Origin of the sequence: Serratia surfactantfaciens, assembly GCF_001642805.2 — a bacterium.
GTDB lineage: Bacteria > Pseudomonadota > Gammaproteobacteria > Enterobacterales > Enterobacteriaceae > Serratia > Serratia surfactantfaciens.
On sequence record NZ_CP016948.1, the window covers coordinates 581,118 to 596,681 of the forward strand.

Annotated in this window: 14 protein-coding genes; 7 read left to right on the top strand and 7 right to left on the bottom strand. The window is 60.2% G+C overall.

Translation table 11 applies throughout. The features are described from left to right. Nucleotides 1-262: 262 nt before the first annotated feature. Genes chiP through ATE40_RS02740 form a run of 3 tightly spaced genes read left to right on the top strand, consistent with a single transcriptional unit; the run spans nucleotide 263 to nucleotide 4,710 of the window. Nucleotides 263-1,666, top strand: coding sequence for a chitoporin ChiP (chiP, locus tag ATE40_RS02730; RefSeq protein ID WP_063918897.1), 1,404 nt, complete (start codon nucleotides 263-265; stop codon nucleotides 1,664-1,666). A 46-nt stretch (nucleotides 1,667-1,712) separates the two neighbouring features. Continuing rightward, a complete protein-coding gene (gene chiQ, locus ATE40_RS02735) occupies nucleotides 1,713-2,039 on the top strand; it encodes a ChiQ/YbfN family lipoprotein (RefSeq protein ID WP_004939944.1) in 327 nt (108 codons plus the stop codon). Between the two features lie 13 nt (nucleotides 2,040-2,052). Continuing rightward, entirely contained in the window at nucleotides 2,053-4,710 is a 2,658-nt protein-coding gene (locus tag ATE40_RS02740; protein WP_019454059.1) for a beta-N-acetylhexosaminidase, read from the top strand. 248 nt (nucleotides 4,711-4,958) lie between these two features. Here ATE40_RS02740 and fur read toward each other — a convergent pair whose 3' ends face one another. The 4 genes from fur to ybfF form a co-directional block, all read right to left on the bottom strand. After that, nucleotides 4,959-5,405: a ferric iron uptake transcriptional regulator gene (gene fur, locus ATE40_RS02745; protein ID WP_019454058.1), complete on the bottom strand. Its 447-nt coding sequence runs from the start codon at nucleotides 5,403-5,405 to the stop codon at nucleotides 4,959-4,961. A 329-nt stretch (nucleotides 5,406-5,734) separates the two neighbouring features. Continuing rightward, complete coding sequence (gene fldA, locus ATE40_RS02750; RefSeq protein ID WP_004939938.1) at nucleotides 5,735-6,274, bottom strand: flavodoxin FldA; 540 nt, start codon at nucleotides 6,272-6,274, stop codon at nucleotides 5,735-5,737. A gap of 264 nt (nucleotides 6,275-6,538) precedes the next feature. Next, nucleotides 6,539-6,826 (bottom strand): LexA regulated protein, encoded by a 288-nt coding sequence (ybfE, locus tag ATE40_RS02755; RefSeq protein ID WP_004939936.1) that lies wholly within the window; start codon nucleotides 6,824-6,826, stop codon nucleotides 6,539-6,541. A gap of 256 nt (nucleotides 6,827-7,082) precedes the next feature. Next, nucleotides 7,083-7,856 carry an esterase gene (gene ybfF / locus ATE40_RS02760; protein WP_019454057.1) on the bottom strand — a complete coding sequence of 258 codons (774 nt, stop codon included), beginning with the start codon at nucleotides 7,854-7,856 and terminating at the stop codon, nucleotides 7,083-7,085. A gap of 224 nt (nucleotides 7,857-8,080) precedes the next feature. On the opposite strand from ybfF, the gene seqA reads away from it, so the two are divergent. From seqA to ATE40_RS02780, 4 genes are all read left to right on the top strand, one after another. After that, nucleotides 8,081-8,623 carry a replication initiation negative regulator SeqA gene (gene seqA, locus ATE40_RS02765; RefSeq protein ID WP_019454056.1) on the top strand — a complete coding sequence of 181 codons (543 nt, stop codon included), beginning with the start codon at nucleotides 8,081-8,083 and terminating at the stop codon, nucleotides 8,621-8,623. A 76-nt stretch (nucleotides 8,624-8,699) separates the two neighbouring features. Next, nucleotides 8,700-10,343, top strand: coding sequence for a phosphoglucomutase (alpha-D-glucose-1,6-bisphosphate-dependent) (gene pgm, locus ATE40_RS02770; protein WP_063919580.1), 1,644 nt, complete (start codon nucleotides 8,700-8,702; stop codon nucleotides 10,341-10,343). Nucleotides 10,344-10,534: 191 nt separating this feature from the next. Continuing rightward, complete coding sequence (locus tag ATE40_RS02775) at nucleotides 10,535-11,182, top strand: PadR family transcriptional regulator (RefSeq protein WP_063918898.1); 648 nt, start codon at nucleotides 10,535-10,537, stop codon at nucleotides 11,180-11,182. Next, the gene (locus ATE40_RS02780) at nucleotides 11,182-11,481 is read left to right on the top strand and encodes a DUF3861 domain-containing protein (RefSeq protein ID WP_019454052.1); all 300 of its coding nucleotides are present in this window, start codon (nucleotides 11,182-11,184) and stop codon (nucleotides 11,479-11,481) included. Before ATE40_RS02775 ends, ATE40_RS02780 begins: the two co-directional genes overlap by 1 nt. A 27-nt stretch (nucleotides 11,482-11,508) precedes the next feature. Here ATE40_RS02780 and kdpE read toward each other — a convergent pair whose 3' ends face one another. The 3 genes from kdpE to kdpC all read right to left on the bottom strand — a co-directional run bounded on the left by kdpE (nucleotide 11,509) and on the right by kdpC (nucleotide 15,560). Next, nucleotides 11,509-12,198, bottom strand: a complete 690-nt coding sequence (kdpE, locus tag ATE40_RS02785) for a two-component system response regulator KdpE (RefSeq protein WP_019454051.1) — start codon at nucleotides 12,196-12,198, stop codon at nucleotides 11,509-11,511. A gap of 16 nt (nucleotides 12,199-12,214) precedes the next feature. Next, nucleotides 12,215-14,917: a two-component system sensor histidine kinase KdpD gene (kdpD, locus tag ATE40_RS02790; protein ID WP_063918899.1), complete on the bottom strand. Its 2,703-nt coding sequence runs from the start codon at nucleotides 14,915-14,917 to the stop codon at nucleotides 12,215-12,217. Between the two features lie 73 nt (nucleotides 14,918-14,990). Then, nucleotides 14,991-15,560, bottom strand: coding sequence for a potassium-transporting ATPase subunit KdpC (gene kdpC / locus ATE40_RS02795; protein WP_063918900.1), 570 nt, complete (start codon nucleotides 15,558-15,560; stop codon nucleotides 14,991-14,993). Nucleotides 15,561-15,564 lie beyond the last annotated feature (4 nt).

Sequence of the window (15,564 nt, forward strand, 5' to 3'; positions counted from 1 at the left end):
TTATTCGACACCCTCCATGATCACTGGCGTAACAAATTATCACTGATATGTGCTCCTTGTCATACTTTGACAAATCTTCCGCATTTTTCATTTGATAATTCGCGTCGCGAAAAATAGTCTGTCTGTAGCAATTAGTGCTGTGGGAATAACATCTCGTCGGCAATATTTTTTACCCGTTCGGGTTTTTTATTGGCAGTCGTGCAGGGCAGTGGTGAACACAGGCGGCTGCAACTTTTAAGTTAAGTCAAAGAGGAATTTCAATATGGGTACGCACGGTGCTCAGCGTAAAACGCTGGCGCTCGCAGTCGCGGGCGCGCTGTTGGGAACAGGGTTTGCCATGGCGCCTGAGGCGAAAGCCGCAGGGTTTATCGATGATTCCACGCTGACCGGCGGCATCTATTACTGGCAACGTGAGCGCGACCGTAAAGATCTCAATCCGGACAGCAAGGATTACAACCAATACACCACCAATCTGTCGCACTCTACCGCCAACCTGAGCCTGGATTTCGCCTCGGGCTACGCCTGGGACATGTTCGGCCTGGATGTCGGCGCCTTCACCGCCATCGAACTGGCTGAATCCAGCGCCAGCGGCCACCCGAACGAGATCGCGTTCTCCTCGAAGAACCGTACCTACGACGAAGACTACTCCGGCGACAAAGGCGGCGTCAGCCTGTACAAAGCCGCCGCCAAGTTCAAATACGGCCCGGTCTGGGCGCGCGCCGGCTACATTCAGCCGAGCGGCCAAACCCTGCTGGCGCCGCACTGGAGCTTTATGCCGGGCACCTATCAGGGCGCCGAGGCCGGCGCCAAGTTCGACTACGGCGATGCCGGTGCGTTGAGCTTCTCCTACATGTGGACCGACAAATACAAAGCGCCGTGGCATATCGAGATGGACGATTTCCGTCAGAACGATAAGAAAACCCGCGTCTCCTACCTGCACTCGCTGGGCGCCAAGTACGATTTCAAAAACGATCTGGTGCTGGAAGCCGCTTTCGGCCAGGCCCAGGGTTACGTGAATCAGTACTTCACCAAGGCGTCTTACAAATTCGATGTGCTGGGCAACCCGCTGACTACCAGTTACCAGTTCTACGGTGCGGAAGACCGCATCAGCAACAAGAACGATCCGAACAGCATCTACGACGGCCTGGCCTGGCTGCAGGCCCTGACCTTCGGTTACACCACCGGTCAGTTCAACTGGCGTCTGGAAGGCACCATGGTCAAGGCGGAAGGCAATCAGGGCTTCTTCCTGCAGCGCATGACCCCGACCTACGCTTCGTCTAACGGTCGGCTGGACGTGTGGTGGGACAACCGCTCCGACTTTAACGCCAACGGCGAGAAAGCGTTGTACGCCGGCGTGATGTATGACCTCAGCAACTGGAACCTGCCGGGCATGGCGGTCGGCGGCTCTTATGTCTACGCCTGGGACGCCAAGCCGAGCACCAACCCGATCTACGATCAGAGCCAGCGCCTGAAAGAGAGCGCCTGGAGCCTGGACGCGATGTACACCATCCAGGAAGGGCGCGCCAAGGGCACGCTGATCAAGCTGCACTACACCCAGTATGACAACCACACCAACATCCCGAGCTGGGGCGGCGGTTACGGCAACATCTTCCAGGACGAGAAAGACGTCAAGTTCATGGTCATCGCGCCATTCACCATCTTCTGATGCGTTCCCCGGCCTTGCGGCCGGGGGCAGTTAAGGGAATTCAACGATGAAAAAAATCATGCTGATGTTGGCGGCCGCCGCGGCCTTGAGCGCCTGCGCGCAACCCGCCGCGCCGCCGGAAGACGCCAAATTGAAGCAGGCTTACAGCGCCTGCATCAACACCGCCGAAGGTTCGCCGGAGCGTCTGCAGCCCTGCAAGGCGGTGCTGAACGTGTTGAAACAAGAGAAGCAGCACCAGCAGTTCGCCGCGCAGGAAACGGTGCGGGTGATGGATTATCAGAACTGCATTATGGCGGTGCACAGCGGTAACGGTCAGGCTTACGACGCCAAGTGCGGCAAGCTGTGGCAAGAAATTCGCGATAACAATAATTAAGAAGGACGAGAACATGAACGCATTCAAACTGAGCGCGCTTGCCGCCTTGACGGCAACGATGGGATTCCTGGGCGGCATGGGAAACGCCATGGCCGATCAACAGCTGGTGGATCAACTGAGCCAGCTGAAGCTGAACGTGAAAATGCTGGATAACCGCGCCGGCGAAAACGGCGTGGATTGCGCGGCGCTGGGCGCCGACTGGGCCTCTTGCAACCGGGTGTTGTTCACCCTCAGCAACGACGGCCAGGCTATCGACGGCAAGGACTGGGTCATCTATTTCCACAGCCCGCGCCAGACCCTGCGGGTGGATAACGATCAGTTCAAGATAGCCCACCTCACCGGCGATCTGTACAAGCTGGAACCGACCGCCAAATTCAGCGGTTTCCCTGCCGGCAAGGCGGTGGAAATCCCGGTGGTCGCCGAATATTGGCAGCTGTTTAGAAATGACTTCCTGCCGCGCTGGTATGCCACGTCCGGCGACGCCAAACCGAAAATGCTGGCGAATACCGACACCGAAAACCTGGACCAGTTCGTGGCGCCGTTCACCGGCGATCAGTGGAAGCGCACCAAAGACGACAAAAACATTCTGATGACGCCGGCTTCGCGCTTTGTCAGCAATGCCGAGCTGCAGACGCTGCCCGCCGGCGCGCTGCGCGGCCAGATCGTGCCGACGCCGATGCAGGTGAAGGTCCACGCGCAGGACGCCGATCTGCGCAAAGGGGTCTCGCCGGATCTGAGCACGCTGGTCAAGCCGGCGGCGGACGTCGTCAACCAGCGCTTTGCGCTGCTGGGCGTGCCGGTTCAGGCCAACGGCTATCCGATCAAGACCGATATCCAGCCGGGCAAGTTTAAAGGCGCGATGGCGGTGCCGGGCGCCTATGAGCTGAAGATCGGCAAAAAAGAGGCGCGGGTGATCGGCTTCGATCAGGCCGGGGTATTCTATGGGTTGCAGTCGATCCTGTCGTTAGTGCCGACCGACGGCAGCGGCAAGATTGCTACATTGGACGCCAGCGACGCGCCGCGCTTCCAGTATCGCGGCATTTTCCTCGACGTGGCGCGCAACTTCCATAAGAAGGATGCGGTGTTGCGTCTGCTGGATCAGATGGCGGCCTACAAGCTCAACAAATTCCACTTCCACCTGAGTGATGATGAAGGTTGGCGTATCGAGATCCCCGGTTTGCCTGAGCTGACGGAAGTCGGCGGCCAGCGCTGCCACGATCTGAGCGAAACCACCTGCCTGCTGCCGCAGTACGGCCAGGGGCCGGATGTCTACGGTGGTTTCTTCAGCCGTCAGGACTATATCGACATCATCAAATACGCCCAGGCGCGCCAGATTGAAGTGATCCCTGAGATCGACATGCCGGCGCACGCCCGCGCCGCGGTGGTGTCGATGGAGGCGCGCTATAAAAAGCTGCATGCCGCCGGAAAAGAGCAGGAGGCCAACGAATTCCGCCTGGTGGATCCGACTGATACCTCCAATACCACCTCCGTGCAGTTCTTTAACCGCCAGAGTTACCTGAACCCGTGCCTGGATTCTTCCCAGCGCTTTGTCGACAAGGTGATCGGCGAGATCGCCCAGATGCATAAAGAAGCCGGGCAGCCGATCAAAACCTGGCACTTCGGCGGCGACGAGGCGAAAAACATCCGCCTGGGCGCCGGCTATACCGACAAGGCGAAACCGGAGCCGGGTAAAGGCGTCATCGACCAGAGCAACGAAGACAAGCCGTGGGCCAAGTCGCAGGTTTGCCAGACGATGATCAAAGAAGGCAAGGTGGCCGACATGGAGCACTTACCGAGCTACTTCGGCCAGGAGGTCAGCAAGCTGGTGAAGGCGCACGGCATCGACAGAATGCAGGCCTGGCAGGACGGCCTGAAAGACGCCGAGAGCGCGAAGTCGTTCGCCACCTCGCGCGTGGGCGTCAACTTCTGGGATACCTTGTACTGGGGCGGTTTCGACAGCGTCAACGATTGGGCCAATAAAGGGTATGAAGTGGTGGTCTCCAACCCGGACTACGTCTACATGGACTTCCCTTACGAGGTGAACCCGGACGAGCGCGGTTACTACTGGGGCACTCGCTTCAGCGACGAGCGCAAGGTGTTCAGCTTCGCGCCGGACAACATGCCGCAGAACGCGGAAACCTCGGTCGATCGCGACGGCAACCACTTCAACGCCAAGAGCGACAAGCCGTGGCCGGGAGCCTACGGGTTGTCCGCTCAGCTGTGGAGCGAAACCCAGCGCACCGATCCGCAGATGGAATACATGATCTTCCCGCGCGCGCTGTCGGTGGCCGAACGCGCCTGGCACCGCGCCGGTTGGGAGCAGGACTATCGCGCCGGCCGCGAATACAAAGGCGGGGAGACCCACTTTGTCGACACCAAGGCGCTGGAGAAAGACTGGCTGCGCTTCGCCAATATCCTGGGCCAGCGTGAACTGGCCAAGCTGGACAAAGGTGGCGTCGCTTATCGTCTGCCGGTGCCCGGCGCACGCGTAGCGGGCGGCAAGCTGGAGGCGAATATCGCGCTGCCGGGATTGGGCATCGAGTATTCCACCGACGGCGGCAAGCAGTGGCAGCGTTATGACGCCAAGGCCAAGCCGGCGGTATCGGGTGAGGTGCAGGTGCGTTCGGTCAGTCCCGACGGTAAACGTTACAGCCGCGCCGAGAAGGTCTAAGCCCGGCGCATCGGCCTGTCGTCATGGCGGCGGGCCGCTTAACGAAGGGGGAATGCGTCCGCCTCTGCGCGTGTCGGCGTGAAGCGGACGTGAAAGTGAGAGCAGTACGTGGAGTCGCAGTGCCGCTGCAATTGTAGTATTTCATGACATGATCTTTCCCCGGCTGGTCCGGGGATTTTTTTGCTCACCGTTCAGCAAGCATAAAAAAACCGCCTCAGGGTGAGGCGGTTTTTCATAGCCAGTCAGGCTTATTTCTTGTCGTGCAGCGTTTCGTCTTCGCGGCAGTCACCGGTTTCACAGTGGCCGTACAGGTACAGGCTGTGGTTGGTGAGCTTGATGCCGTGCTGCTTGGCGATATCACGCTGGCGCACTTCGATGGATTCGTCACTGAATTCGATCACTTTGCCGCAGTCCAGGCAAATCAGGTGATCGTGGTGATGCTGTTGGGTCAGTTCGAACACGGACTTGCCGCCTTCGAAATTGTGACGTGTCACAATGCCCGCATCGTCAAACTGGTTCAGTACGCGATAAACCGTTGCCAGGCCGATCTCTTCGCCCATATCAATCAGTTTTTTGTACAAATCTTCCGCACTGACGTGATGGCATTCCGGATTTTGCAGTACTTCCAGGATTTTGAGTCGCGGAAGCGTGACTTTTAAGCCGGCCTTCTTCAATGCGATGTTGTTGTCGGTCATGCGAATTCAGTCCTGTTACTATGCTAATCAAGTTGAGGCGTACTCGCCTGTGGCATCGGTCGGCACAAAGAGTTAATGCGTCTCATTATAGAACCGGTTGTACTAAATGGAAACCGCCGGTTGTTAACAAAGATATAATTGCACTATTGCATGTTTTGCATGCAACGCCTTGATGGGTGGGATAAACCGATAACTCAGTCTACCTTGACGGGGTGGGAAGTTACAAATCTGTAGCTTCTATCGCAGCAATCCCTGCTGCCGATGATGGCCCTGTGCGCACACTATGCACTTTACAGGGCCTTTGTTCAACCTTTCGCCAGTTGCGGCGTTTAGCCGACGATATCGGCCAGGCTCAGCTCTTCGACGATCTGTTTGACCCAGGCATCGACGCGCTCGTTGGTCAGCTCCGGCTGGCGGTCTTCGTCGATCGCGAGACCAATGAAGTGGTTGTCGTCCGCCAGGCCTTTGGAGGCCTCGAAGTGGTAGCCTTTGGTCGGCCAGTGGCCCACGATGGCCGCGCCGCGCGGTTCAATGATGTCGCGGATGGTGCCCATCGCGTCACAGAAGTATTCCGCGTAGTCTTCCTGGTCGCCGCAGCCGAACAGCGCCACCAGTTTGCCGTTGAAATCGACTTCTTCCAGCGTCGGGAAGAAATCATCCCAGTCACACTGCGCTTCACCGTAGTACCAGGTCGGGATACCCAGCAGCAGGATATCGAACCCTTCCAGGTCTTCTTTGCTGCTTTTAGCGATGTCGTGTACTTCAGAGACGTCGTCGCCAAACTGTTTCTGGAGAATTTTCTGGATCATTTTGGCAATGTTTTCGGTATTGCCAGTGTCGCTGCCAAAGAAAATGCCTACAGTAGCCATATCGCGTATAACCTTTAAATTCAAGTAATTGCATTACTCGATGCCAGCACTGCCGCCGCTGACGCCGATTAAAATGATGCCATGACAAGAGCCTTTCGCCACGGGGGCGGGCGCCGACAGGCGCAGTCTCTTGCCGGTAAATGCGTATCATGCCAGAAAGTGGCGCCGGGGTTTTATCGCATTTATGCGATGCCGGAGAATGAAGAAAAGCGTGGTCGATCCGGCGTTGTCCTTAACGCCGCGCCGCGCGTGCGGCCGAAGAGATCAATGTTCCGGCTGTTCTTCCGCCAGTTGCGCCAACAGCATCTGCTCGATGAGTTCGCTGCGGCTAATGTTGCGCTGTTCCGCCAATTTGTTCAGGGCGTCCACCGCATCCGCGTTGATTTTCAGCTCTACGCGCCGCAATCCACGCACTTTATCGCGCCGTAACTGATTGCGCTTATTGATTCTAAGCTGTTCATCGCGGGAAAGCGGGTTGGTTTTCGGGCGCCCCGGACGGCGTTCATCTGCGAACAGATCCAGCGTCGTGCGATCCGTTTGTTCTTTTGCCATAGGTAGCGGTACTGCAAGGGAGTTTGCATCAAAAAGCGCTCGCACGCTTCCGGAGGCATCGGTTAACACACTTCGGGCCAATAAACCCTAACCCAAATTCACCCCCGAACCGGCGTTCGCGAACGCGCTGGCGCGGCGGCAAAATTATAGCGCGCCATATTACCCCAGCAGATGGAGCGGCGACAATGCCTAACTGCGGGCTAAACGCGCTAAGCCGTTATCTTTAGCGCGTTTTTTCGCCAGATGAGCGTATTTTTCAGGCTTCGTCGAGGAAACGGTGGATGGCGCGCAGCACCGCGTCCGGTTTTTCGGCGTGCACCCAATGGCCGGTGCCGGCGACGACATGGGCGCGGGCCTGCGGGAACTGGCGGGCGATGTCCGCACGATAGCTGTCCTGCACGTACGGCGACAGGCCGCCGCGAATGAACAGCGTCGGGTGCGGCCAGGCCGGCACGTCCTGCCAGCCGGTGATGTCTTCGTAGCGTTCGATCAGCACCGGCAGGTTGAAGCGCCATTCGCCATTGTGGAAGGACTTCAGCAGGAACTGGATCACGCCTTCTTCCTGCAGATAGTCGCGCATCAGCTGGGCGGCCGCCTGGCGTTGGGTGATGCCGGCGGCGCTGACGGCCTTCAGCGCGGCGAAGATCTCATCGTGGCGGCGAGTCTGGTAATCCACCGGCGCCACGTCGATGACGATCAGCTTAGCGATGCGCTCCGGCGCGATGGCGGTCAGCGCCATCGCCGCTTTACCGCCCATCGAATGGCCGATGACGATCGCTTTATCCAGCTGCAGTTCGTCGAGCAGCGCCAGCAGATCCTGCGCCATGGCGGGGTAGTTCATGTCGTCGGCGCGCGGGGAGAGGCCGTGGTTGCGCAGATCGACTTTGATCACGCTGTGCTGCTGGTGCAGATCGCGTGCCAGCACGCCCAGGTTGTCCAGATTGCCGAACAGCCCGTGGATCAGCAGCACCGGCAGCGCATCTGACTCGGCGGCCAGCAGTTGATAATGTAATTTCATGGCGAAGTTCATACTGAGAGAGATTCAGATTAGGGTATCATGATTGAATCGCACGATGAATCATGCGGAATTTTCGCGGCGCGGGCTTGGCAGTGCCGGCTATAGGTATTAGTCTGCATTTGCCGTCCGGAGGCACATTGTTGTGTTCGCTCCAGCGCTTTTAACCTTATAATCCCATGGCTTGAATGCAGGATCTGGCTTCAGGTTCTAAGTAGAAAAAACAGTATTGGATAAAGATGAAAACTATTGAAGTCGACGAAGAGCTTTACCGTTATATTGCCAGCCACACGCAACACATCGGTGAAAGCGCGTCCGATATTTTACGCCGCATGTTGAAATTCACCGCCGGTCAGCCGGTGCGCGCGTTGCCTGCCGCCAGTGCGTCGCAGTCCGTCGAGCTGGAAAAGGCGGCCCCGGCGCAGCGTCCGCGCGATCGCGTGCGCGCCATGCGCGAACTGCTGCTGTCGGATGAATACGCCGAGCAGAACAAAGCGGTCAACCGTTTCATGCTGGTGCTGTCCACGCTGTACACCCTCGATGCCGCCGGTTTCGCCGCTGCCACCGAGGCGTTGACCGGCCGTACCCGCACCTATTTCGCCGGCGATCAGCAGACCCTGCTGGCCAACGGCACGCACACCAAGCCGAAGCATGTACCGGGCACCCCTTACTGGGTGATCACCAATACCAATACCGGCCGCAAACGCAGCATGATCGAACACATCATGCAGGCCATGCAGTTCCCGGCGGAACTGATCGAGAAAGTTTGCGGTACCGTCTAATTTAGCGAACAGCCCGTCATGATGGCCGTGCGCGACATATTGCCCGGTCACCGACAGGGATGAGGGAGATATGTCGATGGCGAATAATCCACGTGCCGGGCAGCCCGCCCGCCAAAGCGATCTGATCAACGTAGCCCAGCTGACGTCGCAGTACTATGTGCTGCAACCGGAAGCCGGCAATCCCGCACATGCGGTGAAATTTGGCACCTCCGGCCACCGCGGCAGCGCGCAGCGCCACAGCTTCAACGAAGCGCACATCCTCGCCATCGCCCAGGCGATCGCTGAAGTTCGTCATCAGCAGGGCACTACCGGCCCATGCTATGTGGGCAAGGACACCCATGCGCTGTCCGAACCGGCCTTCATTTCCGTGCTGGAAGTGCTGACCGCCAACGGCGTCGATGTGATCGTGCAGGAAAACAACGGCTTCACGCCAACGCCAGCGGTATCGCACGCCATTCTGTGCCACAACCGCCGTGGCGGCGCGCAAGCCGACGGCATCGTCATTACGCCGTCCCATAACCCACCGGAAGACGGCGGCATCAAGTATAACCCGCCGAACGGCGGCCCGGCCGACACCAACCTGACGTCGGTGATCGAAAAGCGCGCCAACGACCTGCTGGCGCAGCAGTTGAAGGGCGTTCAGCGCCAGTCGCTGGACAAGGCCTGGAACAGCGGCCATCTGCACGCCAAAGATCTGGTGCAGCCTTATGTCGAAGGGCTGGTTGAGGTGGTCGACATGCCGGCCATCCAACGCGCTGGTCTGAAGCTGGGCGTGGATCCGCTCGGCGGTTCCGGCATCGCCTATTGGCAACGCGTGGCGGAGCACTACAAGCTGGATCTGACGCTGGTGAACGATTCCATCGATCAGACGTTCCGCTTTATGCACCTGGACCACGACGGCATCATCCGCATGGACTGTTCGTCCGAGTCGGCGATGGCCGGCCTGCTGGCGCTGCGCGACAAATTCGATCTGGCGTTCGCCAACGATCCGGATTACGACCGCCACGGCATCGTCACGCCGAAAGGCCTGATGAACCCGAACCACTATCTGGCGGTGGCCATCAACTACCTGTTCCAGCACCGCCCGCAGTGGGGCGCCGATGTCGCGGTAGGTAAAACGCTGGTGTCCAGCGCGATGATCGACCGCGTGGTGGCCGATCTGGGCCGCAAGCTGGTGGAAGTGCCGGTCGGCTTCAAGTGGTTCGTGGACGGCCTGTTCGACGGCAGCCTGGGCTTCGGCGGCGAAGAGAGCGCCGGGGCCTCGTTCCTGCGCTTCAACGGCCAACCTTGGTCGACCGACAAAGACGGCATTATCATGTGTCTGCTGGCGGCTGAAATCACCGCGGTAACCGGTGAAAATCCACAGCATCACTATGACGATCTGGCCAAGCGCTTCGGTGCGCCAAGCTACAACCGCATCCAGGCGCCGGCGACGGCGGCGCAAAAAGCGGCGCTGTCCAAGCTGTCGCCGGAGATGGTCAAGGCCAATACCCTGGCGGGCGACCCGATCACCGCGCGTCTGACTGCTGCGCCGGGCAACGGCGCTTCGATCGGCGGCCTGAAAGTGATGACCGACAACGGCTGGTTCGCGGCCCGTCCTTCCGGTACCGAAGAGGCATACAAGATCTACTGCGAGAGCTTCCTCGGGGCGGAACACCGCGAGAAAATCGAGCACGAAGCGGTCGAAATCGTCAGCGAAGTGCTGGCTTCCGCCAAATAATCGCTGTTCTTGTCTGATAAAAAGCGCTGTTTTTACAGCGCTTTTTTTATGCCTGTAATTTAGATATATCTTTTTCTCGGCGCAGGCTTGCGAATTTAGATATATCGATCTAGATTAGCGTTATCGACGCTGTTTAGATATATCTAAACAACCTCGTATTGATGTTCACTGTTAAAGCGAGGTATCACACCATGTTTCATCGATTAGGTTTGCACCGGCATCACCACCACCACCATGAATGCGAAGCAGGCGATGGCCGCCATCATCGCGGCGGGCGCCATCACTTCGGCGGCGACGGCGAAGAGCATGGCCGAGGCGGGCGCGGTGGCCGCGGCGGGCGTCATCGCCTGTTCGAACACGGCGATCTGCGCCTGGTACTGCTGGCGCTGGTGGCGCGCAAGCCCAGCCACGGGTACGAATTGATCAAAGCGATCGAAGAAGCCTCTTCCGGCCTGTACGTGCCGAGCCCGGGGGTGATTTACCCCACGCTGACGCTGCTGGAAGAGCAGGACTTTCTCGAACCGCTCACCACCGGCAACGGCCGCAAAAGCTACCGCATCACCACGGCGGGCGAGGGCGAGCTGCAAAAGCATCAACAGGTAGTTGAAGTCATTCTGGCGCGTCTGGCGGGCGCCGGCCGCGAGCATCATCGGCACGGCAACCTGGCGGAAGGCATTTACGACGCCATGAACCGTCTGCGCAGTCTGCTGCGCGGCAACGTGATGCGCGCCGATCTTACGCCGCAGCAGGTGGAGCGCATCAACGCCGCGCTGTTGACCGCCGTGGCGGCGATCGAAAGCGAAATGCAAATTCAACCCACGCAGCAGGAGAAGAACTGATGCCCGGCCACCGTTTTAACATTACCGTTGAAGCCCTGAGCGATCGCCAGGGCAACCCCGTCGAGAAAACACCGCTGAGTTTTGAGGTGACTAACCACGACGATATTCTCGAGATCGTCGAGCGCATCCGGGCGCGTGACGATCTGAACTTCGGCCCTGAACAGAGCGCGGCCTTCGCGGTAGGGTTGAAACTGTTCTCCGAAGTGATGATTGAAAACCGCAAACATCCGGTGTTCGCTCCGCTGCGCGAGGCGTTTAAAGAATTTATGGTTGGCTTGAAGAAGGGCCCGGCGGCGTAAAGGCGCGGCAAACCGCGCCCGTCGGGGTTAAGGCATGAAACGATAGCCGACGCCGGTTTCGGTCAGCAGATGTTTGGGCCGGGCCGGATCGGCTTCCAGCTTCTGCCGCAGATGGCCCATGTAGATGCGCAGGTAGTGGCTGTGTTCCACGTAGTTCGGCCCCCAGACATGGCTCAACAGCTGGCGTTGGGTAATCACCTTGCCGGCGTTGGCCAGCAGTTCCGCTAACAGGCGAAACTCTATCGGCGTCAGGTGCAGATCTTCGTCGTTGCGTAGCACCCGGCGGTTGACCAGATCGACGGTGATTTCCGAAAAGCTCACCAGCGGGCTTTCCTGCTGGCTGGCGGAGTGGCGGCGCAGCGCGACCCGCACCCGCGCCAACAGTTCGCCGATGCCGAACGGTTTGCTGAGATAGTCGTCGGCGCCGGCGTCCAGCGCGGCGATTTTGTCCTCTTCGGCGTTGCGCGCAGACAGCACGATCACCGGAATGGCGCTCCACTGCCGCAGATCGCGGATGTAGCTCAGCCCGTCGCCATCCGGTAAGCCCAAATCAAGGATGATCAGATCCGGTTTGCGCGTACCGGCCTCAATCAGCCCGCGTTGCAGGGTTTCACTTTCAAACACCCGCAGGCCTTCGCTCTCCAGCGCGGTGCGCACGAAGCGGCGGATCTCTTTTTCATCTTCAACAATCAGAATGTTGGTTGGCGTTATGCTCACGTTTCCCCTGCGTTGATTACAGATCGAAGGCATCGCCGTCGATCTCGGGCGGTTTTTCCAGCGGCAGCACGAAGCGGAAGCTGGCGCCGCCGTTGGCGCCGTTTTCCGCCCAGATGCGGCCATCATGTACTTCAATAATGGCACGGCAAATGGCTAACCCCAAGCCGACGCCAGGGATCGCCGACTCTTTATTGCCGCGTGAAAACTTGTCGAAAATCAGCTGCAGCTGATCGGCGGGGATGCCGGGGCCGTTATCCCAGACCTCGACTTCCAGCCACTCGGGCAGCGTGCGGGCGCGAATGCCGATGGTGGCCTCGGCGCCGGCGTATTTATTGGCGTTTTCCAACAGGTTGGTGAACACCCGTTCCAGCAGGCTGCCGTCGCAGTTGACCAGGATCTGTTCCGGCGGCAGCTCGACCACGATCGGATGCTGGCTGAGCAGCGGCTCCAGCATGTGCAGCGAGGCGCCGACGATCTCTTCCAGCGACTGCCACTCTTTACGCAGGCTGAAACCGCCGGATTGGATGCGCGCCATATCCAGCAGGTTGTTCACCAGCCGGGTGGTGCTCAGCACCTGCTGGCGGATCTGGCTGGCCTGGGTGGCGTGATTGGAACCTTCGGCCGCCAGGTCCAGCGTGAGGATTTCCGCCTGGCCGAACAGCACGGTCAGCGGCGTGCGCAGATCGTGCGACAGCGCCGCCAGCAGTGAGTTGCGCAGCTGTTCGCGTTCGGCGTCCAGCTTGGCTTCTTCGGCGCTGCGCGCCAGGTGCAGCCGCTCCAGCGCGCTGGCGATCAGCACCGCGAAAGTCTGCAGCAGCCGCTGCTGTTCCGGCACCATCAGCTGGCGCAAGTTGTTGGGCTCGATCGCCAGCAGGCCGAAGGTCTGCTTGGGGGTATTGAGCGGCAGCAGCTGATAAGGCACGCCGGGCAGGGTGTCGGTGCCAGCGCCGGCCGGCAACCCTTTGTCGAAGCTCCAGCGCGCGATGGCCTCGTCTACCGACAGCAGGCCGCCTTCTTCGCCGACCATTTGCTGCAGCCGGCCGTCCTCCTGCGGCAGCAGCAGTACGGTTTTCGCCTGGAAGCTGCTGGAGAGGAAGTGGCGGCTGGTATTGGCGATGTCGGCCACGGTCAGCGCGCGGCTCAGCCCGCGCGACATTTCGTACAGGTGGCGCGCCCGCTGCTCGCGGTAGCGCGCTACCCGGGCCTGATAACGCACCCCGGCGGTCAGGTTGCCGATGATGATGCCGACGGCGAGCATCACGCCGAAGGTCAGCAGATATTGCATATCGCTGACGGCGAACGACCATTCGGGCTGGACGAAGAACAGATCGAAGCTGGCGACGTTGATCACCGCCGCCAGCACCGATGGCCAACGGCCGAAGAACAGCGCGACGATCGCCACGCCGAGCAAATAGACCATCACCAGGTTGGCCTGATCGAAGCCCGGCAGCAGCCACTGGGAGAGCAAGGTAATCAGCGCGCACAGCGCCACAGCGACCGCGCAACCGCGCAGCTGCATGCGCCATTTCTCGTTGAAGCCGCGGCCGTCGTGCTCTTTGCCCGGCGGTGGCTGCGCGTTGTCGCTTTCCAGCGCGACGATCACCAGATCGAGATCCGGGCCCAGCCGGCCGAGGCGATCGGCGAAGCTGCCGCGCAGCTTCCAGCGCTGCTCGCTGCGGCGGCCGATGATGATTTTGCCGAGGTTATGCTCGCGAGCATAGCGCAGCACCGCCCGCTCTTCGGACGGATCGGCCAGGGTGGCGGTTTCAGCGCCCAGCTCCTGCGCCAACCGCAGCGCGCGCAGAATGGCGCGGCGCTGGTTTTCCGGCAGCCGGTGCAGCTTGGGGGTTTCCACATAGACTGCATGCCAGTGGCAGCCTAGCCGCGCAGCCAGCCGGGCGGCGATGCGTACCAGCTTTTCGTTGCCGCTGTTGTGGCCGACGCACAGCAGAATGCTGTCGCGGGTGTGCCACACTTTCTCGCGCCCTTGCGTATCGCGAAACTCGCGCATCTGGTCATCGACCCGATCGGCGGTGCGACGCAGTGCCAGCTCGCGCAGGGCGATCAGGTTGCCTTTACGGAAGAAATGCTCGATGGCGCGCTCGGCCTGGCCGGGAATGTACACTTTGCCTTCGTGCAGCCGCCGGCGCAGATCGTCCGGCGGCAGATCGACCAGCACCACTTCGCTGGCCTCGTCAAACACGTGGTCAGGCACCGTTTCGCGCACCCGCACGCCGGTCACGCCGCCCACCACGTCGTTAAGGCTTTCCAGATGTTGTACGTTGACGGTCGTCAGCACGTCGATGCCGGCGTCCAGCAGTTCTTCCACATCCTGCCAGCGTTTGGGGTGACGCGAGCCGTGGGCGTTGCTGTGCGCCAGTTCGTCCATCAGGATCAGCGCCGGGTGGCGCGCCAGCGCGGCGTCGAGATCGAATTCATGCACCAGTCGGCCGCGATGCTGAATGCGTTTTTGCGGCAGCAGCGCCAGGCCGTCGAGCAGGGCGGCGGTCTCGCTGCGGCCGTGGGTTTCCACCACGCCGACCAGCACGTCCAGCCCCTGAGCGCGTAAGCGCTGGGCCTCCTGCAGCATGGCGTAGGTTTTACCCACGCCGGCGCAGGCGCCGAAGAATACCTTCAACCGTCCGCGCGGTTTTTCATTGGCCAGCGCCAGCGCCAGCAGGCTGTCGGGATCGGGACGCTGCTGTTCTTCTTCGACCATGACAATTCCTTGTGTTACCAAGCAAAAAGGGGTTCGGCATGCCGAACCCTATCACTATGCTGAATCCGACGCGTTACTTCAACGCATCCAGCGCCAGGTTCAGCTTCAGTACGTTGACCACCGATTCTCCCATGAAGTTGGGCGTGGCCCGTTCGACGTTGTCGTCGATCAGTTTGGCGACCTGCTCCGGCGGCAGATGGCGCGCCGCCGCGACCCGCGCCAGCTGATACTGTGCGGCGGCGATCGAAATCTGCGGATCCAACCCGCTGCCGGAGGCGGTCAGCAGATCCACCGGGATCGGGCCGCTCATCGCCGGATTGGCCTGGCGCAGCTGCGCCGCGCGTTCGGCGATAGCCTTATCCAGCGCCGGGTTGGTGGCCGCCAGGTTGCTGCCGGCAGAGGCCAGTGGATTATAGGCCGAATCACCGGTGGCCGAAGGACGGCCCCAGAAATAGTCGGCGCGCGTGAAGTTCTGGCCGATCAGCGCGGAGCCGACCGCCTTGTCATCCCGGTACAGCAACGAACCGTTGGCCGCGCCCGGAAACAGCAGCTGCGACAGCCCGGTGGTCAGCAGCGGATAGGCGATGCCGGTGATCAGCGTCAGCAGGATCAGCATCACCAGCGCAGGTCGTAAATAAGTCATGTTC

What these genes read in the sequence shown, in the direction of transcription:
- chiP (WP_063918897.1), top strand. Translation starts at nt 263, where the DNA reads ATGGGTACGCACGGTGCTCAGCGTAAAACGCTGGCGCTCGCAGTCGCG.
- chiQ (WP_004939944.1), top strand. Translation starts at nt 1,713, where the DNA reads ATGAAAAAAATCATGCTGATGTTGGCGGCCGCCGCGGCCTTGAGCGCC.
- ATE40_RS02740 (WP_019454059.1), top strand. Translation starts at nt 2,053, where the DNA reads ATGAACGCATTCAAACTGAGCGCGCTTGCCGCCTTGACGGCAACGATG.
- fur (WP_019454058.1), bottom strand. Translation starts at nt 5,405, where the DNA reads ATGACCGACAACAACATCGCATTGAAGAAGGCCGGCTTAAAAGTCACG.
- fldA (WP_004939938.1), bottom strand. Translation starts at nt 6,274, where the DNA reads ATGGCTACTGTAGGCATTTTCTTTGGCAGCGACACTGGCAATACCGAA.
- ybfE (WP_004939936.1), bottom strand. Translation starts at nt 6,826, where the DNA reads ATGGCAAAAGAACAAACGGATCGCACGACGCTGGATCTGTTCGCAGAT.
- ybfF (WP_019454057.1), bottom strand. Translation starts at nt 7,856, where the DNA reads ATGAACTTCGCCATGAAATTACATTATCAACTGCTGGCCGCCGAGTCA.
- seqA (WP_019454056.1), top strand. Translation starts at nt 8,081, where the DNA reads ATGAAAACTATTGAAGTCGACGAAGAGCTTTACCGTTATATTGCCAGC.
- pgm (WP_063919580.1), top strand. Translation starts at nt 8,700, where the DNA reads ATGGCGAATAATCCACGTGCCGGGCAGCCCGCCCGCCAAAGCGATCTG.
- ATE40_RS02775 (WP_063918898.1), top strand. Translation starts at nt 10,535, where the DNA reads ATGTTTCATCGATTAGGTTTGCACCGGCATCACCACCACCACCATGAA.
- ATE40_RS02780 (WP_019454052.1), top strand. Translation starts at nt 11,182, where the DNA reads ATGCCCGGCCACCGTTTTAACATTACCGTTGAAGCCCTGAGCGATCGC.
- kdpD (WP_063918899.1), bottom strand. Translation starts at nt 14,917, where the DNA reads ATGGTCGAAGAAGAACAGCAGCGTCCCGATCCCGACAGCCTGCTGGCG.
- kdpC (WP_063918900.1), bottom strand. Translation starts at nt 15,560, where the DNA reads ATGACTTATTTACGACCTGCGCTGGTGATGCTGATCCTGCTGACGCTG.